Origin of the sequence: Paracoccus shanxieyensis (genome assembly GCF_009711265.1) — a bacterium.
Classification (GTDB): Bacteria; Pseudomonadota; Alphaproteobacteria; order Rhodobacterales; family Rhodobacteraceae; genus Paracoccus; species Paracoccus shanxieyensis.
The window spans coordinates 11478-33937 of record NZ_WMII01000027.1; the positions used below are offsets into that span (position 1 = coordinate 11478).

The following is a 22460-nucleotide window of genomic DNA, read 5'->3' on the forward strand; positions in this document are numbered from 1 at the left end:
GTTCGGATCATCACATCACGTGATTCGCGCGTGAGCCGAACCTGCCGGGACGTCTAGTGGCAGGGATCAGCGTTCGGCGCCCGGAGCGTATCTCGAGGAATGGCCGCAGGGCACGCAGTGCGGCAAGACCTTCCTCGCTGAGCTCATCGCTCAGCGACAATCTACGCAGGCCGGGGATCGCTGCGAGATAGGGTACGGCCTCGTCATCGACGCGGGTTCCGACGAGCTGCAACTCGCGAAGATGGATCGGCGCGATAGCCGTGATTGTCGCGTTGCTGATATCGGCCCCATAGAGATATAGCTCCAGCAAACGGTCGCATTGCGCGAGTGCGTCGACGCTGGCCTTATCAATTTGGCTACCGTCCAGCGCTAGCGATTGGAGGTTGATGGCATAGCGGGCCAGTGTGGAGATGCCAGTGGGCGTGACTTTGGTATTCGGTAGGTCGATGCAGTGGAGACGCGGCAGGAGAGCGATGGCCTTGATCGCGGCATCACCGACTGCAGTGTTGCGCAGTTCAAGCGTATGAATGCTAGGGCTGAGTGGTCCTTCAAGCGCAGCGCCGAAATCATTATCACTGATATATAGCCCCGCGATTGACGGCCGTGAGACGAGCCCAGCAATCATCTCATCGGTCAGTCCGGCAGCCTCGGCTCGTACATCCTGAAGGCGCTCGAATCCTCTATCGAACTCCACATCGCGGTCGACCATTGACACAACTAGCATCCGCAGCGCCTGTAATGGTCGTAGCCGATCGGCCAAGCCCTTTGTCAACCGATCGGTTAGCTGAAGTTCGCTCAGCTTTTCAGGCGGCCCTCCCGCGGCAGGTGCGGAGCCGGTCAGCAACACCTCCGCTCTGATTTCTTCTAACCCCTGCCAGTCAGCCTCGACGCTGAGCGAGACACGTTCGAGGGTGGCGTTACGCGCCAGCGACCGGCGGGCGCCCGCATCGGTTTGAAGACCCTCCGCGTCAAGCTGCTCAATTGGCGCGTCCAAGAGGTGCGCTAGGCTTATAGGATCAACATAAGTGCTGCTTAGCCCGACGCGCCTGAGTCTAGGCAGCCTGCCCAGAGCGACCACGACCTCGCCAGCGACAGAAGTGTAGGAAAGGTCGATCTTCTCAAGGCTGTCGGCGCGGCCTAGCAGCGTCGCGATGTCGTCGTCGAGCGCTAGGCCGGCCAACCGAAGGCTTTTGAAGTCCTCTGGATGGCGCGCGGCCGACAGCGCTGCTTGGGACACACGGGTCCAGCTGAGGTCTAGCGCCTTCCAGCGCCGGTCGAGAAGGGCCGCTGCGCCTTTGTCACCAATGGCGGAGGCTTCCAAGCCGAGTTCGCCGAGGCTCGGGCTTATAGCGAGTCGCTGCGCGCCCGCGTCTGAGACGTTCGTCTCCGAAAGATCCGCATGCACGAGTTGATCCCAAAGGTCGCTGGCTAGAACGTCGGCATCAGCTATGGGAAGTCCACGGAGCGACAAGCGCCTGAGGCTGGTGGCGCCCCCGAGCGTGTTGATTACCTGGCTGGTTAATCGTGGCGATCCGAAGCGGTGCCATTGGCGACGCCCCGCAAGCCCGAGGTGAAGCTCCACCAACTCGCTTCCGTCCTCGACAACGGTCGCGATGTCAGCATCGTCAAGGTCAACGCCGGCAACATTGATCTTTTGCAGGCGCGGCAGCGAGCGAAGGAGCGTCGCGAGTGACGCTCCGTCGAGAGTCACTCCATTGAGTTCCAAGTGTCTGAGCGCATCTGTTTGCGCTAGGTAGGCTGCCTCGTCAGAAGAGAGCGTCTCGGTCGGGAAGTGCAGGCCAGAAAGGTCGAGCGAAGCAATTGCGCCGCCGCTAAGTGCCTCCGCAGCCCGCGCGAGTAACGCCGTCTCGGGCCAACTCGCCGATACGAACTCTTCGCGGCCCAGTTTGCATCGGATGCGTACCTCGCCATCATGCCGTGGCGGTCCTGGAAAAGTATCGGCCGGAATGGTTTTGTTGGTTGGTCCGGCCTTGAGCCGTCGCAAGGTGTTCCTGGCATTGAATGTCTTGGCGGTGGCTGTGAACGCAACGCCTGGCTTGCCGGTGCGCGGCGGCGGCGCAGTCGCCATCGCCACAATGAGGCTGAGCGAAGGGGCAAAGAGATAAGCCCCTCCTGATGGTCTCACCCAAGTTCGACGGGCCATAAGGCTACGGCCGGGCGCCGGCTCCGCCAAGTCGTACAGGATCGCGTCCTTGGGCTCGTATGCGCCTGTCTGCGGCGATACCCGCTGTCCTACTAGAAGATCGAACCCGCCCGGACCGGGGCCGTCGTCCGTGTTCATCCACGAATTGTTAAGCCTTTCGAACTGGAGGGACGGCCAGCGCTGATAGGCGAGGAACAGAAGGCCGCGCTCCGTGTCGTTCACCGGATTGTCTGGATTGACGCGATCAACAGGAGGGCCGAACGGAATCGCGCGCCGCAGCATCTGGAAACCTTGGGTCATCGACGCGCCGCCGAGATCCGTGGCAAGATCGCGGGGATTTACCTTCCTGATATGAGCGAACGCCGGGCAGGTGAGGCCGCGGATTGGCGCCGGGTCGGCGGCAGCGCCAAGGACTGATATTCCGCCAAGCTGCAGCCCCGGCACTTCGGTTCCATAGAGAAAATAGTTGATCGCCAGATGGTCGTCCGTTGATGCAGGCTCCTCGGAGTGACGCATCAGCGCAGCGCCCGACGGCCATCGCCCAACAATCGCCGCGCGCAGCCGCGCCGGCGGGATCCCCAGCTGCTCAGAGGCCGCCTGAGTGTCCTCGTCGAATGCGCGCACATCCTGAGATAGGCGCCGGAACACTAGAAACGAGCCGTTGCGATATCGCTCCGGTGCTGGATCGACCCTGTTCTGCCCCGTTGCCGTGCCGATGAGGAACTGGCCAGGCCATGCTAGCGGCTGCCCCGGACGGCCATATTCGACGCCGTCGCGCGGCGGCACGCCGTAGCGGGTCGTCACGAGGCGGATCGCGCCGTCTAGCTCTATCTGGCCGCGAATACCGATCTCGGCGACGCCGTCCATAAAGCCGAAATGCTCAATGGCGCCTGGAAGGACAGTGCCGCACTCACGATAGACCTCCGCGAGACCCGTGGCCTTGACCGCCGCTAGTAGCTCATCGCCCTTGCTAGCCGCCCAGTCGTCGAAGGCTAAAATCAGAAGAAGGTCGAGCGATTTTGCAGGACTGCCGACTACCCAGTTCGATGGATTCCAAGGATTCTGCACACCCGCCGCGTCGACCGGCGACCAAGGATCACCAGTTCGCGCGGGCCGCATGCCGATGTCGAAAGCCCGGTCAAGTGCCCGCACGCCATTCTCGCCAAGTCGATCCATCGCCTTGGCGCCCAAGGCGATATTGGCCCATAGATCGGGCATCTCCGGCTCAGGCGTGCCCATCTTCAGTGCCTGCTTGCGCGTGTCGCGATGCCGCATGACGGGCGCAACCGATGTCACCCACGGTGCCAGCACCGCCAGCGCCTGTCGAAGTATGCCTTCGGATCCGGCTCCGTATCCAAGCAGCAATTGATGGCGCCGGCGAAATCCGGGAATAATGTTGCCCTGTATGTCCCCGGAGTCGAGGGCAGGCTCCTCAGACATTCCGTGTTGCACCACGTTGCTCGCCACTCGCTATAAAAGCTTCCGCGTCGAACAACTCCGGATAGGCGTCGTCGAGCGCGATCGGCGGGGTCTCAGCGGCGCCCTGTTGCCGGCATGTTTGGTCCGGACGCCAGCCGGGATTGATATTGACCTTGGACAGATCGCTGAGGTCGGTACCTTTAGCAACGCAAGCCCGGTATACGGGCGGCTGCAGTGGCGACATTGGCATTCCAAGTGCGGCAGTGGCGGCATAAATCACCATCTGAATCAGGCCGGCAATCTGGCCGCCGCTCCTCAGTGGCTCGCCTTCGACAAAGACATCACTCAGCGTCCGAGGATCGCCTTCGGGTGGCTCGAGCACGGCCATTAGTCCGCGCCCCTTCGTGCCGCGCACGAACCGGAACCACCCTGCCAGAGGCTGGTCGTTGCCGTCTGTGATGCGCGTCTCCGCTACCTCGTCCATGTAGAGGCCCACTGGATTCGCTAGCGTAATCGAGAGCGCATTCTTGGCATTGACTGGAACCGCAGTGATGTTGACCCCATAGCCGATATTGGGATCGCTGCTGCGATTAACGCTGCCATATCCAGATGATGCAATTAGCCGCCGCGACTCAGTTATTCTCGCGCCGCGCGCATCTCGTCGGAGCACCGTGGCCCGCGCTGCCAAATTGATCTCAGCACCCAACGTATTTGCCGGATGCGTGAGATGTATAATGCCATCCTTTGTGTTCCACTTGTTGAAAGGATTGTAGGTGCCCGCCGGCAGGAGCCAGTCAGTGGTGTATTGAAGGTCAACCTCGAGCAGGAGGTCGCCCTTTCGAACATCCGACGACACTAATTCCTGATAAAGACTAACCACGCGATCAATATCATGCTCTGCGAGCAGTATCCAATATTCGGGCCCTTCGGCCGTAAATATTATTCGGGATCCACGCGGGCCGTTTTCGTCCCAGCGCCACTCGCAATATTCGTCATGGCGGCGAAACTGTGTGGTAACAACATTGCTTCCGTCCGGGGTGTAGATATCGGTGCTACCGAGCTCGTCTAGCCATGCCCAGCCTGCGGGAGGATCTTGGGCGGTCTGACGAGATATGGCCAACGGGTAGCCGTTCCAAGTAACCGGAAGTTCCGAGCTTTGCGCGGGACTGTCCGCTTCGGTGAAGAAAAGGGGTTTGGGAACTCGGTCCAGACCCTTGGGATTAGTAAGGTTTCGAATCTCGTCCCTTATTTGATTCTCGACCCACCTATTCCAGTGGTCAAGAAACCCTTGGCGGCTAGGGCGACCAACGAGGTCATCCAGATTTCCTGGAGGGAGATAGCTGAACATATGCATCACTCCAAAATAGAAGTTTGCATTGCAAGGGTGCAACGACCACCTTCGCCCTGTCAAGAAAGAACTCAAGTCGGACGTAGATCGTGACCGCGGCGCCGCCGGGTGCCACCGCGATGTACACCCATCACAGCGGGTCGAGATTCGGCATAAGCGGAAGGATTGCAGATTGGGTCTCCGCCAAGACTCTATGCGCGACCTCCCCGCCCGCAGCACCCAGCGTGGCCACACCCGCCGCGCAACTGCCCTTCATGGTGCGGCTCTCGGCCAGAACTTCACGAGCGGGCGGCGTTTCAGCTGCGAATGCGGTCGCCCGGACCGGGCACCTTTCGCCCCACTGCCGCGCGGGCGCAAGGTCGACATGGACGAAGCCAGAGCGGGGATAGAACCCGAAGCCGAGGAACCCGACCTCCCGCACCGCCGCCTCGAACGCCGCTGCTCATTGTTCGTTATTGCGACTTCGAACGCGGCGCCGTCGAGGTGCTTGGTTCGAGTTGCGTCGCCGACGGCGCGATTGTGCTCGGGGCTGTGACAGGCCGATCCTGTGGTCTCATAATGATCGCGGCTCTCAGGTCCTCGGCCGGTTGCCACGGCACCCGATCATCCTCTGATCGATTTCCGGCTCGTCCCACTTCCCGGCGACGGCCATCCATTTTTCGATTTCAGCCTGCAGCTTGGGATCGTCGGCACAGAGATGAAACGTATAGAGGCGGTTGACGATGTCCCGCATCAGTTCGCGCATGTCGTCGTCGGTGATATGCGAGACATCGGTCCAGGGGATGCGTCGGCCATCGGCATCCACCACGCTGACGTCGCTCCAGTCGCCGGTATGGGTTACGGGGGTGAGGCCCGCATGGCTGTTCTCGATATGGGTGTTGCGCACACAGAGCATCGCCATGGTCTTGGCGAGCTTGGCCGCGATGCGTTTTTCAGCTTCTTCGTTCATGCCGCAAGCATATGTCGCGCGGTCCCGTCAGACCAGAAGCAAGTCACCCGCGACGCTACGCGCGATCAATAATCAGTCTCCACATAGACCCCCGAGCAATCGTATGCGACCGCCGCCGCCGTCGCGCCGTTGTTCATGAAATTCCGGGGGCTCAGGAGTTGCGTCGGGGCCGGAATGTCGGTGTCGAGCATGACCTCGATCACCGCCCCGCTGACCTCCTCGACGACCCGGACGCCGATCTCGCTGCTGTTTGGGGCGGCGAGGAGCGTCAGAGTCAGGACGTTCGTCGTGCTCGCGACCGGGAAACTCGCTCCGAGATCGGTGAGCGTCGGCGCGCCGGAGACATCGTTCTGCACGAGTTGCCAGTTCGTGTGGGTGCCGCGCTGGAAGCCGATGCCGATGCAGTTCACCACAGCCGACAACGTCAGGGTCGTGGCCAGCGCTGTTGTCGATCCGTAGAGGCCGAAGAAACCCATGCCGGTCGCCTGCAGCGTCACCAGCGAGAGCCGGTTCACATAGGTGAAGCCGCCCAGCCCATCTGCGTTACCACGCCAACAGACCCAGCCGGCAGAACGTTCCTCGGCCGCTGCATCGGCGGTCGCGGCGCTGGTCACGCGCCAGCGGCGCATCGAGGTCGAGAGGTTTGTGGTGGCGAGCGTCGGCGTGGCGACGGTGCCGACGGCGGTGCGCGGCATGCCATTGGTGTTGACGGTCGTGCCGCTGGACGGCGCCCAGGTCGCGATCCGGTTCACCCCAAAATGCGGCTGCAGCGGGAAGAACCGCCCCGAGGGCCGCTGGACGTCGAGCCATCCGGCCCCGGCGCGGTCCCGCGCATAGACCGCCAGCTTGCCGCTCGGCGGCGGCGCGGGCACGGCATCGAGCGCCGGGAGCACGACGGGTTTAGGCATCTCGACCCGGCCGTTGCTGCGGTCGATCCGGAGCGCCTCGTAGAAGGCCGAGCCGTCCGGGCTGACCTTGATGCTGAAATCGTCGTTACCGAGCAGCCCGATCAGCGCCCGGGCCGACCAGTTGGTCTTGAAGGCGAAGCTGGCATCGTTGGCTGGCGCGGCCTTGTTGACCGTCGCCTCGACCCCGGCTCCTGCGTTGTTCAGGAGCACCGCGGGGGTGTTGATCGAGAGCCGATTGTAGCTGTCGGCGGTCGCCCCGCCGAGGCCCAGAAGCTGGGCGGTCAGGTTCGCCTGTGGCATGCCGACCTGCGTCACGGCATTGGCGAAGGTCACGGTCGGCGTGTTGATCACCGTGGTGCCATTCGCGCCAGAGGTGGCCGAGCCGATGTTGACGACCGTGGTCGAGCCCGACGCGCCGCCGGTGCCGAGGTTCACGGTCTTGGTGAGGCCGGTGGTCGTCGCCCCGGTGCCCATCCCGTAGGTCGCGGTGCCCGTCGCCGTGCCGATGGTCGCGGACGCGGCCGAGACCGTGACGCTGCCCGAAGCCGTCAGCGTGCCTGAGAAGGTTTTATTGCCGGTGAAGGTCTGGGTGCCCGCCAGGATCGCCAGTTCCGACGAGGTGTTCGGCAGCGTGTAGCTGCGCGTCGTACCGGTGCTGATACCGGACAGCGAGAAGACGACCTTCTTCGTGGGATCGGCATCGTTGACGAGGCTGAATACGGCGTCCGAGATGTCGCTCGGCTCGCCCACCACCTCCCAGACAGCGCCGGTCCAGACGAACAGCACGGCCTCGTCCTCGACCCATGTCCGCCAGCCGGTGCGCGGCGACAGGCGTAGCCAGGCGCCGTCGGACCAGAGGGCGATATTCAGGTCCCATCCCGCCCAATCGCCGGTGGCGCCGGAAGCGACGATGTAGCGGTCCCCATCGGCGGGGCTTCCGGGCGGCGCGGTCAGGTCCCGGTCGAGGACGGAGAGATGGACAAGTCCGTCGAGGATCCGCAGCGCCTCGTTGTGGGTGACGTGCTTCTGGGCCTGCGCCGCCAAGATGTAGGGCAGCAAGAGATGGGTGGTGGCGTCGGACATTGGGGCCTCAGAACGTGAGCGTGACGGATTTCGGCGCGCCCCGCCCGACGAGGGCGGAGAGCTGGAAGATGCGGATGTCGAGCGTGTCACCGGGGCCGAGCAGCGCGCCCCAATCGGCGGTCTGGGCGGCGGCAGAGTAGATCGCGCTGGTGGTGGCCGCGCTCAGCACCCGTTTCACGGTGGCGCCGTCGAGGATCTCGACCTCATAGGCCTCCAGTTCCTCGGCCAACGGGACCTCGAGCGCGCCCCAGCTGTCGGCCGAGAGGGCGCGGGATCGACGCATCCAACGGATCGTCAGATCGCCGGGCGTGCGCGGCCTGCGCCATGGCTGCTCGACATGGGCGACCGACAACGGCCGCAGCCCGACGCCCTCAGGCGTGAAAGCCTGCGCGACGTAGGTCTCGTCGCTGACCGGCCGGTTCGCGGGGCCGATGCGCCAGTTCCACGGATTGCCGAGATCGGCCTCGGCGATCGGCAGCGATGCCAGCGCGGCATCAAGCACCATGACCCGCGCACCCGCAGGTACCGGATTGCCAATTGCACCCTCTGTCCCCCGCTGGCCGCGCAGAAGTCGGGTCAGGCGATACCGGCCGGGGGCGATCAATTCCGCCGCGCCTGCCTGCACGATCTCCCAGACACCGGGCGCGCTCTCGATGGCCAGCGCGTTGGCCCCGCCGAACAGCGTCAGGTCGGTGACGCTTTCGAGGGTCCCGGTCAGCAAATCGACCACTAGCGCGTTTCCGAGATCGAAGCGCGACGTGGGGCCCGCGTAGAAGTCCGAGACCAGCATCCCGATCCGGGCGCGGCTGCCGAACGTGGTCAGCAGCTCGAAGCTATCGGTCGAGGGGCTGCGGAACACCGCCATCTCGCCGGGCCAGGGAACCGCATGCGCAGCCACCAGCGGCCGGTGCGCGGGCTGGTCCTCGGTGAGCTGCGGCAGATCGAGCAGTATGGCCTCGGGCGCGCCGAAGACGACCGCCTGCGAAAGCGCCGAGGGTCGCGGCGTTCCGGGCGGCAGGTCGTAGGCCTCCCGATCCTGACGCAGGGCCTCAATGCCGCGCGCATCGGCATCGGCAATCGAGGTGAGCCGCAGCGGAATGGACCGGCCGTCATGGGCGAGCGTAATGACATCGGCCGGGTCGAGTGCCAACCGCGAGGGTGGCAGCCGGAATGCCGCGCTCTCGCGACCGGTCCAGGCTTCCATCAGCGCGCGGCGGCAGCGGCGCTCAGCCTCCTCAGGCGGTACGGCCATGGGGAAGGACTCCGAGGCAATGCGCGTCGTGTCGACGGTGATGCGCCGGGCCTCGACCTGCGCCGCCTCGTAATCCTCGTCCGCGCGGGCCACCTGCCATTTCAGGGCCTGCGGCAGTTCGGTCTCCTGGCCGCGCGTCAGCTCCAGCACGTCGCCGTCGCGGGCGGCGACGAGATCGTCCGGAGAGACGCTCGCCACCGCCGCCCGGCCACGCATGACGAAGCGGATCACCCCCTCGGTCTCGACGGCGTCGAACCCGAAGTACCGCGACAGCGTGGTGATCGAGGCGCGCGGGCTTTCCAGTGCGCCGATGGCATAGCCCTCCACCGCACCCCAGAGCCCGGTGACGTCGATGCGGGTCCCCGGCAGCCCAGCCCGCAGACAGAGGTGCCGCACGAGCGCGGCGAGCGACACCGACCCGAGGCGGCCGGTCAGCCAGTGGCCCAGACGCCAGTTGGGGCCATCGGTCCAGACATCCGTCAGTTCGGGGAAGAACGGGTACGGCCGCGCGTCCCAGGTCCAGGCCGCGCATTCCGGCACATCGACCATCCGGCCGCCGTAGACCGGGGAAAGCGGGTTGTTCGCGGCCTCACCCCAGAACAGATAGGTCGCCTCGAGATAGGCGCGCTGGATGGTGTCGTCGCGCCAGCCCCGCGAGAAATAGGGCGTGAAACTCTCCGACGATTTCGGGTCGAAGAACACGTTGGGCTGGTTGGTGCCACGGTCGATGGCCGGGCAGCCGAGTTCGGTGAAGCGGATGGGCTTGGACTGGGGCACCCATGCGGTCGGCGTGCCGCTCTCCACGCCGCCCGGGCGGTTGTAATGCGCGTTCGACCACCAGTTGCGCAGATCCTTGTAGCGGAAGACCCATGGCTTACCCGCGCCACCATCCGTGATCGGGGTGCGGACCTGCGCCGACCGATCCGCCGCCGATGCATAGAACCAGTCGAAGCCCTCACGGCCCGCAATGTTCGCCTGCAGATAGGCCCGGTCGTAGATCGCGGGCCAGCCCTCGGCCGCGTCCACATGCCCGTACCCGTCGCGCCAGTCCGACAGCGGCATGTAGTTGTCGATGCCGACGAAATTGATGTTGGCATCCGACCAGAGCGGGTCGAGGTGAAAATAGACATCGCCACTGCCGTCGCTGGGATGGTGCCCGAAGTATTCAGACCAGTCGGCCGCATAGCCGATTTCCGTGCCTGCTCCGAGGATGGTGCGCACATCGCCAGCGAGCGCCTTGAACGCAGCGACGGCGGGATAGCTGCTGGCACCCGAGCGGATGGTGGTCAGGCCGCGCATCTCCGAGCCGATCAGGAAGGCATCGACTCCGCCCGCCACCACGCAGAGGTGGGCGTAGTGCAGCATCATCCGGCGCAGACCCCAGTCGCCGGAGGGGCCGGTCCAGGAGACGTTGTCGCCCGAGATCGCGAAGTCGGAAGGGTCCGCGCTGCCGAAGAACGCCGAGACCTGGCTCGACGCCGTGGCCGTCTTGTCCACGCTCCCGGCGTAGCCTGCCGCGGGCGAACAGGTGATCCGGCCGCGCCAGGGAAAAGCGGGCTGACCGGTCTCGGCGGCATTGTCGGAATACGGATTCGGCAGCGCGTTGCCGGGCGGGACGTCCATCAGGATGAAGGGATAGAAGGTGACCCGCAGCCCCCGCGCCTTCATCTCGCGGATCGCCTGTACCACCGCGAAATCCGCAGGCGTGCCGCCATAGACCGGTCGGTCCTCAGCATCACGGCTGACGAGATGGGCTGCAGCGCGGGAAACCCCGTTGACCGACCAAACCTTCGGGCTGGTGACCTTGGTCGCCACCTCCACGCCGGGCTTGATGGTGCAGTTGCCCGCCCGCAGGTCATTGCCGAACCAGGCGACGACGAGGCTTACGCTTTCCACCGCCGGGGCCATGGCCTGCAGCCGATCGAGAGCCACGACGATGTCGGCCTCATCCGGCAACGCGTTCAGGTTCTCGGCCGAGGTCGTCCCACCGGTGGTCTGGCCGAAGACGGTGGTCGTGGCCCCGACTGTCTTGCGGACAGCCTCGGTCGCATAGGTGAACTCGCCCGAGGCCGGGATCATCGTCACGGCCTTGACCAGCCCCTCGGCCGTGTCGGGATCGGCCAAGGGCCGGAAGACCTCGAACGAAAGCTGCGGCAGGCGGTTGCCGTAGGTAAAAAGCGGCAGTTCCTCGAATACGACATAGGCCGTGCCGCGATAGGCGGGCGTGTTGGCGGCCCCCATCTTTGCCGCGATGAACGGATCGGCCGCCTGCGCCTCGTCGCCGGGATACCAGCGCCAGGTGACGCCGGAGAGGTCCATCGGTTTCCCGTCCGCCCAGACGCGCCCGATGCCGGTGATCGGCCCCTCGCAGAGCGCGACGGCGAAGCTGGCGTAGTAGAGGTATTCGGTTGTCTTGACCTTGCCGCCCCCGCCGCCCTTGCCGCCGCCTTGCGTGGTGGTCTTGGTCTCCTCGCGGAAATCGGTGGCCCAGATGATGTTGCCACCGATCCGCATGCGGCCGTAGAGGCGCGGGATCACCGCCCCCTCGGTCGAGGAGGTAATGCGCAAGCTGTCGAGCCGCGCGCCTTCGATCCTTTGCGTCGGCGCGAGCGATGACACGATCCAGCTGTCAACGACCGAGCCGATGGTGGAACCGATGAAGCCGCCGATGGTCACCGCGCTGACGCCGAGGATTGCGCCGCCGATCGAGCCGCCGATGGCGGCACCGGCTGCGCCGAGAATGAGGGTGGCCATGTCGGGGTCTCAGCGTTGCGGGAACAGGAAGGCGAAGGCGATGCGCAGGCGCCAGGCATTGGTGAGCGGTTCCTCGATGACGCCGAGCCGCTCGTATGCATGGAGGAAAGTGTAGGGGCCGGTCAGGATCCCGACATGCTTGGCGATGGCGCGCGGCATCACCCGAAAGAGAACCAGCGAACCGGGAGTGGCATCGGCTGGGGTGATCTCCGGCATCATGCGGCGCGCGCCTTCGGCCAGCACCTCGCGCGGACCGGTCTCGCCCCAGTCCCGGCTGTAGGGCGGGATCGGAAACGGCTCGGGGCCGACGACCTCGCGCCAGATGCCTCGGGCCAGCCCGAGGCAGTCGCAGCCGACACCCTTGAGGCTCGCCTGGTCGTGATACGGCGTGCCGAGCCACGACCGCGCTGCCGCGATCACCCTATCCGGATCGGCGAGCTTCACAGCACACCCCCGTCGTGGCCGCCGTCCTTGGTGGCATAGCGCAGAACGGCATCCTGACCGGGAATATGCGGGAAACCCCGGAAATTGGCGGTGTTGGCGAACCTCGCCCCGCAGGTCTCGATCCGCTTGTCGCAGCCCGCGCGGATGGTGAAGGCGTCGCTCTCGCTGATGGCCCGCACCGGTGCCTCGAGCAGGGTCAGGACCGCGATGCCGTCCGTGACGTCATGACCCAGCACCTCGGTGCGCCGCCCGGCATTCGCGCCGGAGGTCCAATCCAGCGTGCCGAACGTGAACCAGCCGATCTCGAAGGCGCCAAGACCCGAGGCGGAAAACGCCCGGTCACGAAGGAGATCAATGACGGCGCCCGCGCCCTTGAAGGCCGGGTCCTCAAGATCGACGCCGCAGCGTGCATCGCCGAGCGCCGCGTCGCAACTCGCCTGGAAGGTCCGTCCGACCGTCTGGCCGAGCACGTGCGCGAGAGAGCGGACCTCCGCGACGAAAGCGAGCCGCCCGCGCCGGATCTGGCCGATGGCCCCGCGCCGCATCAGAACGCGCTGCGCGGTGTCGGCCCAGTTCACGCGCCAGACCTCCACCGCCGCATTGTCCCAGCGGCCGTCGAGGATGTCGGTCTCGGTGATCCGGTCCGAAGTCAGCACGCCTTCGGCGTCCTGCGCATCGACCGACAGGTCAGAGCCCGAGCGCACCTCGGAAGCGGTCAGCCCGCTCTCGGGCTCGAAGTCGGTGCCGTCGAAGCTCAGCGTCCGGTCATGATCGGTGAAACCGAAGGTGACGCCGTCGGCCCGGGTGATCCGCCAGCACCAGGCCAGCGTCGTCGTGCCCTCGTCGAGATGGGCCTGAAGCGCGGGCGAGAGGGATTTCATCGGCAGGTTCCTGTCATTCGGTCTTCGAGAACGAGGCGCAGGCCACGCAAAACGTTAGACGACAACTATTGGTTGAGGCGGTAACCTGATCCCAAAACCAACTTGGAGGTCGGAATGGGACAGTCTTGGAAGGAAAGCGAATATGCGATCACGGACGCCGCTTATCAGGATGCGGTGGACCGAAAGCAGCGGGGGCTTCGGATTAGCCGGTCCGAAATCGTAGATCAGTGCAGGCGCGGACTGCCGGACCGAGATCCCGCTTCGATCGGGCCGCATCTCGGGAATCTTACGTCGGCGAGGCAAGAACTTGGATTGCCCGTGCTCGAGGAAGTCTCGCCGTTCGCAAATCGCCCGGAAAAGCTGATCAGTTTCCTGAAGGTGAAACATCGCCTCCGGTGATCACTTGTTGCCGCGGAACCCGCGCTCGATCCGGTCACGCAGACCGATCAGGCCCAGTCCGAGGAACATCAGCCCCCCAGGCGAGGCGTCGCCTGAACCTGCAAGCAGCGCCACGAAGCGGGAGAGTTCCCCGAGCGGCCCGGTGGCGGGCAGCGCGAGCGAGGCAATGCCGGTGAGCATGGCGAGGCACCCCGCCCACCAGGTGAGCGAGGTCAGTCGGATGTAGCGCATGGATCAGGCCTCCCGGATTAGGGTGGAGAAGAAGGAGGTCAGCCGAGTAAACCAGCTGATTGCAGGATCAGGTTTGGTGGCAGGCACGGATGGTCTCGGTATCGGCACGCTTGCGGGGCGCAGCAGCGCCAGCGCCTCGTTCTCGGTCAGGCGTCGGATCGGCCGCGAGAAGTCGACCCGGCCGCTGCGATCCACCGACCAGACAGGGATGGTTCCGGTCGGATAGCGTCCCGCGGCGAAGAGGTCGCGCTCGGCCTCCCGGCGCGGGCGGATCGCGGCGGGTTTGAGCCAGCCCATGAAAGCCGCTGCGGCTGCGACCCGGTCGCCTGCATTCAGGTGCCGGGTGAGCGCCGCCTTGGCGATGCCGCCGGTGTTGTAGTGAAACGAGACCAGCGCATCGAACTCGTGCGGCTCGAGCGGCACCTTCACCGCAAACAGGACGGCGGCCTCGTAACGCGCGAGGTCGGACCGGAAGACCCGGAACGCCTCGCGGAACCCGGGATCGAGATCGGCGGGCATGCCGCGCGGCATCGTGGCGGGATCGGGTGCCCCGGCGGCAGCCGTGTGGCCGATGCCGAAGGTCCAGACCTGTTTCACATCCGTGTAGGGTCCGGGCACGATGCCTTCGTGCCGGACAAGGGCCAGGAGACCGCGATCAGACATTTTCTTGGCAGTCATCTGCATGGAAATCACCCCAGAAGCGAGAGGATCAGGATCAGCGCGGCGATGGCGATGCCGACGCCCAGGCGGTGGCGGAAGGCCTGGCCGGGATCGGCCGGGTCGCAGCGCAGGGAGCGCGCGAGGCGGAGAAGGTCATGCATCGCCATCGCCTTTCCCGGCATGGCGCAGACGGGCGAGCAGCACCTCGATGAAGGCCGGTCCGAAGACACCGACGAGATAGGCGGCCGATCCGGCCGCGCCCCCGGCCGGGATCGCTTCGGGCGGCAGGCCGAGCCAGCGGGTGATGATCGCCATCGAGAGGCTGCCCATCCCGGCCGCGATCAGACCGCCGAGCAGGATGTGGCGCAGAGCGTCGCGCAGCCGCATTTTCGTGGTCAGCGCATTGGTCGCGCCCCCGAGCGCGCCCCAGGCGGCAAGGATCACCGCCGTGGAGGCGAGCAACTCCTTCAGCGCCGCCGCCAGAAATCCGGTTTCATCGTTCATCGTCGGATCTCCAGAAGCGAGATGGAGGTGATCGAGCCTAGCCGTTCAAGGTCGAGCGTCACGTCGAGCACGTCGGTGTCGAAGCGGACCGGGACATCGAACTCGAAGCCAGCGGTGATGGCGACGCCGGAACCCGGTGCGGTGGTGAAGGTGATGACGCCGGTCGTGGAATCGACGGACCAGCCGGAGGGCTGGGGCGCGCCATTCAAGGCGATGGTGACCGAGCCCGCGACCGGCTTGGTGATGGTCCGCACCCACGTCTGGCTGCCCGAAGCGTAGCGCTTCACCAGTTGGAGTGTCGTCGTCGTGCCATTGCCGGTGCCGATTGCCTGGTCGGTCGGCGCTGGCGTGCCCGAGGGAAGGGAGGACTTGTAATCGCCCCAATCCTTGAACCGAAAGCCATGCAGCCGCCCGTTCCGTGCCTCGAAGAAGGCGACGACCGCCGCCAGATCGTCGGCCCGGCGGATGCCATAAACCACATCATAGCGGCGGCGCGAGTTGGCCCAGCTGGCGTTGCGCTCCTCATCTCCCGATGCCAGCTCGACGATTTGCGTGCGCCGCTCCGGCCCGCCGCGCGCGCCGCGGCTGATGTTGTCCGGGAACCGGACCTCATGGAACGCCATCACATGCCCCTCCGTCCCAGCGAAACCGCGCGGGCGATGTCGGCCGCGACCTGCGTGCGGGACTGGCGGAAGCTATCGGCATCACGGGCCATGATGGTGACGTTGATCCCGCCACCAGCACCGTAGCTCTGCGCCTCGCGGCGGGAGAGCACGCGTTCGCCCCGTTGCAGAATCGCGGGCACCTCGTCCGGGCGCAGCCCGGCCCAGCCGCCGGAATGCATGCGCGGCGCGGCGGCGAAGGCCACGGCCGGGACCATGCGCGAGGGGCCGGACGAGCCGACCATGCCGCCCGCGTGCAGGATGTTGGCGAAGATCCCGCCCGCGCCGCCGAGCGCGCCCGAGAGCGCGTTGGCGATGGGGCCAAGGATGAAGCGCCGCGCGGCCAGTTTCGCCAGATCGGCGATCAGCCAGGTCACCAGATCGCGGACGTTCAGTTTGCCGGTCTTCACGAACTCTCCGACCGCGTCCTCGGCCGACTGGAAGGCGCCGACGAGGCTCTGGCCGATATCACCGCCGATCTCCTGGGCCCGGCTGGCATAGTCCGAGAGAGCCGCCGTCACGGCCTGCCATCCGGTCAGCGCACGCTCCGCCCCGTCTCCAGCAGCGGTTCCCGCATCGCGGGCAGCACCTCCGGCACCATTGGCCGCGGCAGTGGTGTCGTCGAGCCCGGTCGCGAGCGCATCGGCGGAGGTTGCCGCATCCGTCAGCGCGGTTTCCGCATCCGTACTGGACCCGGTCACGGCATCCTTCAGCGCCTGCCAGGCGGCAAGCGGCCGGGTCGCGGCATCGGTCAGCATGCCAGCGGCCTCGCGATAGGCATCGGCCCGGGCGCGTGCGTCCTCTGCCATGGCACCCAGCCCGAGATCGGGCGGTGCGATATAGGTCCGAGCAAGCGCCGCCGAGAACGCATCGGCCGCCGCCGTACCCGCCGCCGTCGCGGCCCCCTCGAACGGATTGTCGATCCGGCTCAGGTCCACCGCATCGAGCGTGCCGATCCGCACGCCGCCTTCGCCGGTCGCCCATTCAGGCAGCAGGGCCAGCGCGGCGTTCAGCGTCTCGATGAAGCTGTTGATGCGCGTGACGACGCCGTTCAGCATTGCCTCCACGCCGCCGATCAGACCGTTTGCGGCCTGGTAGGCGAAGTCACCGATGGCGCCCGGCAGGCTGCCCCAGATCGCCACCGCGCCGTCATAGGCCCCTTGGAAGGTCGCGACGGTGTGATCCCCGAAACCCACGACGCCTGCGACGGCGCCGTCGAGCGCCGAGAGCGCGGCGGCCTTCAGCCCTTCCCATCCCGCCGCCATGCGGGCCAGCGCGGCGTCGAGCGCGAGCCCGATGCGCGACCAGACCTCGGAGGCCAGATCGGAGAGCAGCCGGAACGCTTCGCCGACCCCGCCCACGCGGGCGACGATTTGGGAAAGTTGATAGATCAGCTCCCCGACGCCGACGATCAGAGCGCCGATGCCGGTGCGGATCAGCGCCCCGCGCAACACGACGAGCGCGGTGGCCAACCCACGGACCGACAGCGCGGCGGCGGCCAGCCCGGCGACCCAGCGGCCCGCGAGGAAGGTCGCGAAGGTCACGGCATAGGTGGTCAGGCGGCCGATATTGTCGAAGAGGCCGCGAATGGCGATGCCGAGCGGACCGGTACGGCTGGCCACCGCCGCCATGGCGTTGGCAACCGCCTCGAGCGCCGGGGCCGCGGCGACCGCCAGCTGGTTCGAGAGACCCCGCCAGATCAGCCCGAGCCGGGAGATCGCGTCATTCGTCCGCTCGATCTGGTTGGCATCCTGTTCGGAGACGACGACCCCAAAGGCAAGCACGTCCTCGGTCGCTTGGCGCAGCGTCGCGGTGTCGATGCGCGACATGGCAATGGAGCCTTCCTCGCCGAACAGTTGGCCCGCCACAGCTGCACGCTCTGCGGCTGGCACGAAATTCTCGATGGCGGCGTTGATCGCACCCACGCGCTGATCGAGCGGCAGAGCGATCAGGTCGTTGGCGGAAAGGCCCAGCCGGTCGAGCGCGTCGGCCGCGGGACCGCTCCCGGCGGCCGCCTGGCTGAGACGGCGCGTCAGATCCTTGGTGGCCTGCTCGATGCCGGACATCGAAACGCCCGCCAGTTCGCCCGCGCGCTCCAGCGTCTGGATCGAGGCGACGGTGGTGCCGAGCGACTGCGCGAGCTTGGCCTGCGCATCGACGGTCTGGAGGCCGGAGCGGATCATCGCCACACCAGCAGCGGCAGCAGCGGCCACTGCTGCAGCGGCGGCCACGCGCACCCGCCGCGAGAAGGCGGCGAGACGGGTGTTGGCCGCTTCCATTTCCCGGCTGAGCCGTCCGAAGCCTCGGGCACCGGCTTCACCGACACCTTCCAGTTCGGCGCGCACCTGCCGACCGCCGACCGCCGCAAGGCGGACGCTGACGCGTTTTTCAGCCATTGGGGCGTTCCATCTGTTCGTTGAGTTTGGCGACCATCACCGCTTCGATGACGGGCAGCAGTTCGGCCATGGCGAGCGGCGGCACGCCGAGGGCGGCACCGAGCGCCAGCGCCGCCGACATGTCCCAGCCAATGACGGCGCCGGGCAGCACGCGCAGCTGTCCGCCCAGCCGACCGACCAGGTCCCAGACCTGCCAGCCTTCATGCGTCAGGGGCCGGTTCAGCCGCGCCGGGCAGTCCGGGCACGTCGTTTGGCAGGCTTCGCAGTAGCGCTCGCCCCCGCCGAAGGACCATTCGGCGAGGGCGCGGAGGCGTTTTTTTCCTGTTCCAGCAGCAGGCCCTTGGAGACGTAGGTCAGCTGGAACGCCTCGAAGATTGGCCAGACGTCGAGCAATGCGTCGATGGCCTCGGGGCTCGGGCCGATCGGCTTGCCGTCAGAATCGCCGATGCCGTCCCAGGCGAGCACCGCTCGCCGCGCCAGCGCCTTGGCAAAGGCGACCGCGCGCTCCTCGTCCGAGGCCTCCTCCGGAACTGCCTCGACGGCGGGATCGCTGCGCGTCGCCACCATCAGGGCGGTCGTCAGCGGGCGCAGCTGCACTCGCACGCCGGGGGCGAGGTCATGCCAGCGGGGCGCGTTCGTCAGGTCGAGCGTCAGCATCAATACGTCTCCACATCGTTCACGAGGGTGGCGGTGCACATCCGGCCAACGACGCTGTCGCGGGCGGCCTGCCAGTCGAAGGTCGCCTGCACGCCCTGCGGCCCGGAAATCTCGATCCGCGGGCGTGGCAGGTAGACGGCGTGCACGGTGAAGGTGAAGCTCTCGCCCGTGGGCAGGGCGTAGGCGAATTCCATCTCGCAGGCCTCGCCGTTGATCGCCTGCGTCACCAGCGTCTGGTCGGCGAAGCGCACCTCGATCCGGCCGGTGAGCGCCGCGATGGACGGGTCCGCGCCGTCGATGCGGCCATCGTTCCGGATGGTCTCGATCCGGTCGAGGTTGTTGGCATAGGTGATCTCGGCCGAGACCACATTGCCGAGGGCGGTACCGTTTCGAGTGATCGCGCCGTTGAAGTGCCCGAACCGCTTCAGCTCCAGCGCAGCCGGCGTTCCGGCGCTTGTCGTGGTCGCGACCGTCTCGCCCTGCGCCACCAGCCGTGCGGTGGCGGTCAGCAGACCCGCGCGCTGCATCTGCCAGGTGAACTGGTCGAGCACGCAGCCGGAATACATGGCAAAGCGCGGCACCTCGGGCATACCGGTCTCGATCGACATGCTGGGCAGCGTCCAGGACCCGGACTGGAACTCGTGGGTGTACGGGGCTTCCACACCCGTTGTCGTGGGCGCGCCGAACGCCGCCTTCAGCCAGAAGCCGAAGGCCTCTGCGTCGAGCGGCACCACGACATCGCCGTCGGACGTGACCGCGTCCTTGATCGGCGCAAGCGGGTCGCGGCCGTAGCCGAGCAGCTCCGAGTTCAGCAGCGGCTGCTCCGCGCCGAGCGAGGTGCTGGCGAAGGGCATGCGGGTGAAGCCGCTCGCGGGCGGCGTTCCATAGGTCGTCTCAAACGCAAGCGCCATCAGCGCCCGCGCCCCTTGGGCTCGTGCCATGGTGTTCTCCTCGGGTTGTCGGGGTCAAGCCAGCGGGTCGGCCGTGGAATAGTGCAGCACCACCGGGATTACGGCGGCCTTCAGGCTGGCCGCGCCCTCTACGGCCAAGTCCACAGGGCGCGGGGCTTCGGCCTCGACCCAGTCGCAGAGCCCGCCCAGCGTCCGGTCGGCGGCGAGCGCCGTGCCGATGCTGGCGGTCAGCGTGTCGAAGGCGGCCTCACGGCCGGTGCCCTGCACGACCGCCTCGATCTCGGCCCGGTGCTGGTAGTGGTAGTTCAGCGGCGACAGCGTGACCTCTGGCTCCCCCGGCTCGCCGTCGCGAAGGATGAGGAGCCCCGCCGCTGGCACACGCTCGGGCAGCACCTCGCCGCGCAGGACGGTCGCGGGCAGCGCCGAGAGCCGCGCATGCAGCGCGGCGAGAATGGTTTCACGAGAGGTGGGCATGTCATAGCGCCAAATGGAAGTACGCTTTTCCGAGCTGCTTCAGCGACAAGTATACGAGAAGGCGCCACCAACAGTCGAGCTACAACTGCCGAGCAGTCCCTTCGCAACACAGCTGTTCAATATTGATGCTGATTCAATCTCAATAAAGGCAGTCATTCTCTCAAAATCTGGAGATCCAAAGGTTGGCTCAATTGCTCCCAAATTTTCCGGTGACCGTATGATTTCATATCCTTGAGAGAAAAAAGAGCAGCCTTCGGGGACAGAAATTTGGATAGTCTCACGGGGCGACCGTTCAGTCAGAAAAATCAGTCGACCAAACAAATCAGAATAAACGAAACTGTTCACTAATAATAACTCAACTTGATCACCTCCGGACGCCATCCGGTTTTGAAGTGAAATTCTCGCCTCCCTAGCAAGTAGATGAGATTTGGCGAGAAAGTATACTGGCCGAATAGCGAGAGCCAGTATCGCTATGAAAAGCAATACTGTAGCCAGTTTCGCCAACCGTATCATTCGAGTTTGACGGCGATCCCAGTCAAGTTCGCCCGCGCGTCACATCCTCCACCACCCATACGACCGTCACGCTCACATCCGAACACTACCCAAGCAGAGATCACGGTGCTCTGCGCTGACATCTCTTCAGTGTTGACATCAAATGAAGGTCTGTCGTTCGGATTGGACCGGAAGTATGTTTTGCTCGTCTGTCTCTGATACCGAGCTGAACCAGGAACGATTGCCCAACCCGGCGGGGCAGAAATCCGAAGTTCTCCCGTAAAATTTTTCCGACACCCTTGGATATCGCCACACCCTCCGACGTCGATACTCCCGGAGTCAGAGAGAACTATGTATCGATCTTCAATCAAAAGGTACGTTTGGCTGACACCCTCCCAAAGGGGATCAGATTCTGCCAAAATGGCTCCACCCTCCGGGTTCAGTTTTACCAGTTTTATATTTACAACATCACTCTGGGCAATGGCAGAGCCGGCATGAAGCGCGACCAAAATAAATATGAAGTAAAAGAACTTCGCCGCTATTCCCCCAAAGATGTTTCGTATCATCGTTCCTGACCCTCTTTGATTGCTCTGTAACTATCACGCCTTGATCGAATCGCGAAGCTGCTCGCTCTGATCACGTTACACCGAACGGCGTCATTTGTCGCTCCACCCAGTTCGCCACAATCAGCCCCGGCACGCTATCCAACGCCCGGTCTGCATCCCGCGCGAGGTCCAGCCGCTTCGGCAGTTTCACCTGCGGCACGAGCAGGAAGATCGGCGCGGTGACCTTGCCGCGCCCGGTCTTCGAGCGCGACACGACCGCCTGACCCTTCGTGTTCAGCCGTCCCTCGGCCACCAGCAGGCTCGGTCCGGTGCGGCGGTAGACGAAGCGCAGCCGCAGCCCGCGTCGCCGTTCCCATTCACCCGGGGTGATCCTGCCGCCGCGCAGGGATTTGCCAGCCGCGGGCAGCGGGATCGCCAGCCAGAACCCGTTCTTCGAGCGGATCAGCGGACCGGTGTCATGCCCGCCAACGATGACCGGTGCCTTCGACCAGACCAGCGCCGCCGCGTCCAGGCTCTCGCCCGACCTCGGGAAGTTCTGGCTCCGGATCGAATTGGCCAGCCGGGGCCCGAGCCCCGCGCCGGTGATCTGCAGCCTCCACGCGGTCTTCAGCCCGGTCCCGGCCTCGCGCATCGCGGCGGTCACGGCGCGTTCGCCCGCCGCGATCTCGGCCGCCATCATCGCAACGATGTCGGGATCGATGTCGAGCTTCAGCTTCACGCGGGCCTCAGATCCACTGTCCAAACGAGCCGCTCGCGGTCGCGGACGGGCTCTCCCTGGATGAGAAAGGCGTCGCCGTCGATCTCGATGCGGTCGCCGGGACGCGGGTTCGCCACCTCGGCCACGCGCAGGTCGATCCGGGTGGTCTCCGACCAGAGCCGCCCATCGCCGAAGTCGGTGATAGCGTCTGCGCGCCGGGCGACGGCACGCACCAGAACGGGCGCGCCGCCGTCGGCGATGTAGACCGCGTCCCGGCCGATGTTCGGGTCGGCGAAGAGCGCGCCCACGGCGGCGGCGAAGGCGCTCATCAGAACGTCGCGTTCAGGCGGACCCGGCCGATGGTGTCGCCCGCGCCGCTCGCCACCGCCTCGACGGCCACGCCGATCAGGGTGTTGTCGGTCGCGACCGTGGTGCAGCGCTTGTTGGTGTCGTCCCAATAGACCTTCGCTCCGACGGTCCATGCCTGGGAGCCGACCTTGGTGATGTCGAACACGCCGACGAGCGCGGTCTCGACGGGCTCGCCAATGGCGGCGGCACCCGCGGCGATGCCGAAGATGGAGCCGACGAGCAGGCCATCGCCGGAGGCGA

The 22460-nt window shown here is 65.8% G+C and carries 21 protein-coding genes; all 21 read right to left on the bottom strand.

The genetic code is table 11. The features are described from left to right. Positions 1-10: 10 nt before the first annotated feature. On the bottom strand, positions 11-3604 hold the full coding sequence (locus tag GL284_RS18760) for a hypothetical protein (RefSeq protein ID WP_155046024.1): 3594 nt from the start codon (positions 3602-3604) through the stop codon (positions 11-13). Further along, entirely contained in the window at positions 3597-4931 is a 1335-nt protein-coding gene (locus tag GL284_RS18765; RefSeq protein ID WP_155046025.1) for a hypothetical protein, read from the bottom strand. The genes GL284_RS18760 and GL284_RS18765 overlap by 8 nt, the downstream gene beginning before the upstream one ends. Before the next feature lie 571 nt (positions 4932-5502). Then, the gene (locus tag GL284_RS18775) at positions 5503-5880 is read right to left on the bottom strand and encodes a hypothetical protein (protein ID WP_155046026.1); all 378 of its coding nucleotides are present in this window, start codon (positions 5878-5880) and stop codon (positions 5503-5505) included. A 65-nt stretch (positions 5881-5945) separates the two neighbouring features. After that, a complete protein-coding gene (locus GL284_RS18780; RefSeq protein WP_155046027.1) occupies positions 5946-7871 on the bottom strand; it encodes a DUF2793 domain-containing protein in 1926 nt (641 codons plus the stop codon). 7 nt (positions 7872-7878) lie between these two features. Beyond that, positions 7879-11877: a baseplate multidomain protein megatron gene (locus tag GL284_RS18785; RefSeq protein ID WP_155046028.1), complete on the bottom strand. Its 3999-nt coding sequence runs from the start codon at positions 11875-11877 to the stop codon at positions 7879-7881. A gap of 9 nt (positions 11878-11886) precedes the next feature. After that, positions 11887-12321 (bottom strand): NlpC/P60 family protein, encoded by a 435-nt coding sequence (locus GL284_RS18790; protein WP_341870492.1) that lies wholly within the window; start codon positions 12319-12321, stop codon positions 11887-11889. Next, positions 12318-13202 carry a DUF2163 domain-containing protein gene (locus tag GL284_RS18795; RefSeq protein WP_155046030.1) on the bottom strand — a complete coding sequence of 295 codons (885 nt, stop codon included), beginning with the start codon at positions 13200-13202 and terminating at the stop codon, positions 12318-12320. Before GL284_RS18795 ends, GL284_RS18790 begins: the two co-directional genes overlap by 4 nt. A gap of 399 nt (positions 13203-13601) precedes the next feature. Next, complete coding sequence (locus tag GL284_RS18800; protein ID WP_155046031.1) at positions 13602-13832, bottom strand: hypothetical protein; 231 nt, start codon at positions 13830-13832, stop codon at positions 13602-13604. A gap of 3 nt (positions 13833-13835) precedes the next feature. Continuing rightward, a complete protein-coding gene (locus GL284_RS18805) occupies positions 13836-14516 on the bottom strand; it encodes a lysozyme (protein WP_230383123.1) in 681 nt (226 codons plus the stop codon). A gap of 5 nt (positions 14517-14521) precedes the next feature. Further along, entirely contained in the window at positions 14522-14653 is a 132-nt protein-coding gene (locus GL284_RS21815) for a hypothetical protein (protein WP_255453271.1), read from the bottom strand. Next, complete coding sequence (locus GL284_RS18815; protein ID WP_058248933.1) at positions 14646-14996, bottom strand: hypothetical protein; 351 nt, start codon at positions 14994-14996, stop codon at positions 14646-14648. The genes GL284_RS21815 and GL284_RS18815 overlap by 8 nt, the downstream gene beginning before the upstream one ends. After that, positions 14993-15619 carry a DUF2460 domain-containing protein gene (locus tag GL284_RS18820; protein WP_155046033.1) on the bottom strand — a complete coding sequence of 209 codons (627 nt, stop codon included), beginning with the start codon at positions 15617-15619 and terminating at the stop codon, positions 14993-14995. Before GL284_RS18820 ends, GL284_RS18815 begins: the two co-directional genes overlap by 4 nt. Continuing rightward, positions 15619-18054, bottom strand: a complete 2436-nt coding sequence (locus tag GL284_RS18825; protein WP_155046034.1) for a phage tail tape measure C-terminal domain-containing protein — start codon at positions 18052-18054, stop codon at positions 15619-15621. The genes GL284_RS18820 and GL284_RS18825 overlap by 1 nt, the downstream gene beginning before the upstream one ends. Continuing rightward, positions 18047-18205, bottom strand: coding sequence for a DUF7697 family protein (locus GL284_RS18830; RefSeq protein WP_230383128.1), 159 nt, complete (start codon positions 18203-18205; stop codon positions 18047-18049). Before GL284_RS18830 ends, GL284_RS18825 begins: the two co-directional genes overlap by 8 nt. Positions 18206-18273: 68 nt before the next feature. Then, the gene (locus tag GL284_RS18835; RefSeq protein WP_155046036.1) at positions 18274-18711 is read right to left on the bottom strand and encodes a hypothetical protein; all 438 of its coding nucleotides are present in this window, start codon (positions 18709-18711) and stop codon (positions 18274-18276) included. Then, positions 18711-19652: a phage tail tube protein gene (locus GL284_RS18840; protein WP_155046037.1), complete on the bottom strand. Its 942-nt coding sequence runs from the start codon at positions 19650-19652 to the stop codon at positions 18711-18713. Before GL284_RS18840 ends, GL284_RS18835 begins: the two co-directional genes overlap by 1 nt. 24 nt (positions 19653-19676) lie before the next feature. Beyond that, positions 19677-20096 (bottom strand): acyl-CoA transferase, encoded by a 420-nt coding sequence (locus GL284_RS18845; RefSeq protein WP_155046038.1) that lies wholly within the window; start codon positions 20094-20096, stop codon positions 19677-19679. A 509-nt stretch (positions 20097-20605) separates the two neighbouring features. Further along, complete coding sequence (locus tag GL284_RS18850; RefSeq protein ID WP_155046039.1) at positions 20606-21154, bottom strand: hypothetical protein; 549 nt, start codon at positions 21152-21154, stop codon at positions 20606-20608. 70 nt (positions 21155-21224) lie between these two features. Beyond that, a complete protein-coding gene (locus GL284_RS18855) occupies positions 21225-21872 on the bottom strand; it encodes a DUF6441 family protein (RefSeq protein ID WP_341870491.1) in 648 nt (215 codons plus the stop codon). Next, positions 21869-22180: a head-tail joining protein gene (locus tag GL284_RS18860; RefSeq protein WP_155046040.1), complete on the bottom strand. Its 312-nt coding sequence runs from the start codon at positions 22178-22180 to the stop codon at positions 21869-21871. The genes GL284_RS18855 and GL284_RS18860 overlap by 4 nt, the downstream gene beginning before the upstream one ends. After that, positions 22180-22460 (bottom strand): DUF2190 family protein (locus GL284_RS18865; protein WP_155046041.1); only part of this gene is annotated, 281 nt, incomplete at its 5' end. The genes GL284_RS18860 and GL284_RS18865, both read right to left, overlap by 1 nt.

Bases quoted from the DNA above. Each gene is read 5' to 3' on its own strand.
- GL284_RS18760 (WP_155046024.1), bottom strand. From the start codon at position 3,604: ATGTCTGAGGAGCCTGCCCTCGACTCCGGGGACATACAGGGCAACATT.
- GL284_RS18765 (WP_155046025.1), bottom strand. From the start codon at position 4,931: ATGTTCAGCTATCTCCCTCCAGGAAATCTGGATGACCTCGTTGGTCGC.
- GL284_RS18775 (WP_155046026.1), bottom strand. From the start codon at position 5,880: ATGAACGAAGAAGCTGAAAAACGCATCGCGGCCAAGCTCGCCAAGACC.
- GL284_RS18780 (WP_155046027.1), bottom strand. From the start codon at position 7,871: ATGTCCGACGCCACCACCCATCTCTTGCTGCCCTACATCTTGGCGGCG.
- GL284_RS18785 (WP_155046028.1), bottom strand. From the start codon at position 11,877: ATGGCCACCCTCATTCTCGGCGCAGCCGGTGCCGCCATCGGCGGCTCG.
- GL284_RS18795 (WP_155046030.1), bottom strand. From the start codon at position 13,202: ATGAAATCCCTCTCGCCCGCGCTTCAGGCCCATCTCGACGAGGGCACG.
- GL284_RS18800 (WP_155046031.1), bottom strand. From the start codon at position 13,832: ATGCGCTACATCCGACTGACCTCGCTCACCTGGTGGGCGGGGTGCCTC.
- GL284_RS18805 (WP_230383123.1), bottom strand. From the start codon at position 14,516: ATGCAGATGACTGCCAAGAAAATGTCTGATCGCGGTCTCCTGGCCCTT.
- GL284_RS21815 (WP_255453271.1), bottom strand. From the start codon at position 14,653: ATGCATGACCTTCTCCGCCTCGCGCGCTCCCTGCGCTGCGACCCGGCC.
- GL284_RS18815 (WP_058248933.1), bottom strand. From the start codon at position 14,996: ATGAACGATGAAACCGGATTTCTGGCGGCGGCGCTGAAGGAGTTGCTC.
- GL284_RS18820 (WP_155046033.1), bottom strand. From the start codon at position 15,619: ATGGCGTTCCATGAGGTCCGGTTCCCGGACAACATCAGCCGCGGCGCG.
- GL284_RS18825 (WP_155046034.1), bottom strand. From the start codon at position 18,054: ATGGCTGAAAAACGCGTCAGCGTCCGCCTTGCGGCGGTCGGCGGTCGG.
- GL284_RS18835 (WP_155046036.1), bottom strand. From the start codon at position 18,711: ATGCTGACGCTCGACCTGACGAACGCGCCCCGCTGGCATGACCTCGCC.
- GL284_RS18840 (WP_155046037.1), bottom strand. From the start codon at position 19,652: ATGGCACGAGCCCAAGGGGCGCGGGCGCTGATGGCGCTTGCGTTTGAG.
- GL284_RS18845 (WP_155046038.1), bottom strand. From the start codon at position 20,096: ATGCCCACCTCTCGTGAAACCATTCTCGCCGCGCTGCATGCGCGGCTC.
- GL284_RS18850 (WP_155046039.1), bottom strand. From the start codon at position 21,154: ATGATACGAAACATCTTTGGGGGAATAGCGGCGAAGTTCTTTTACTTC.
- GL284_RS18860 (WP_155046040.1), bottom strand. From the start codon at position 22,180: ATGAGCGCCTTCGCCGCCGCCGTGGGCGCGCTCTTCGCCGACCCGAAC.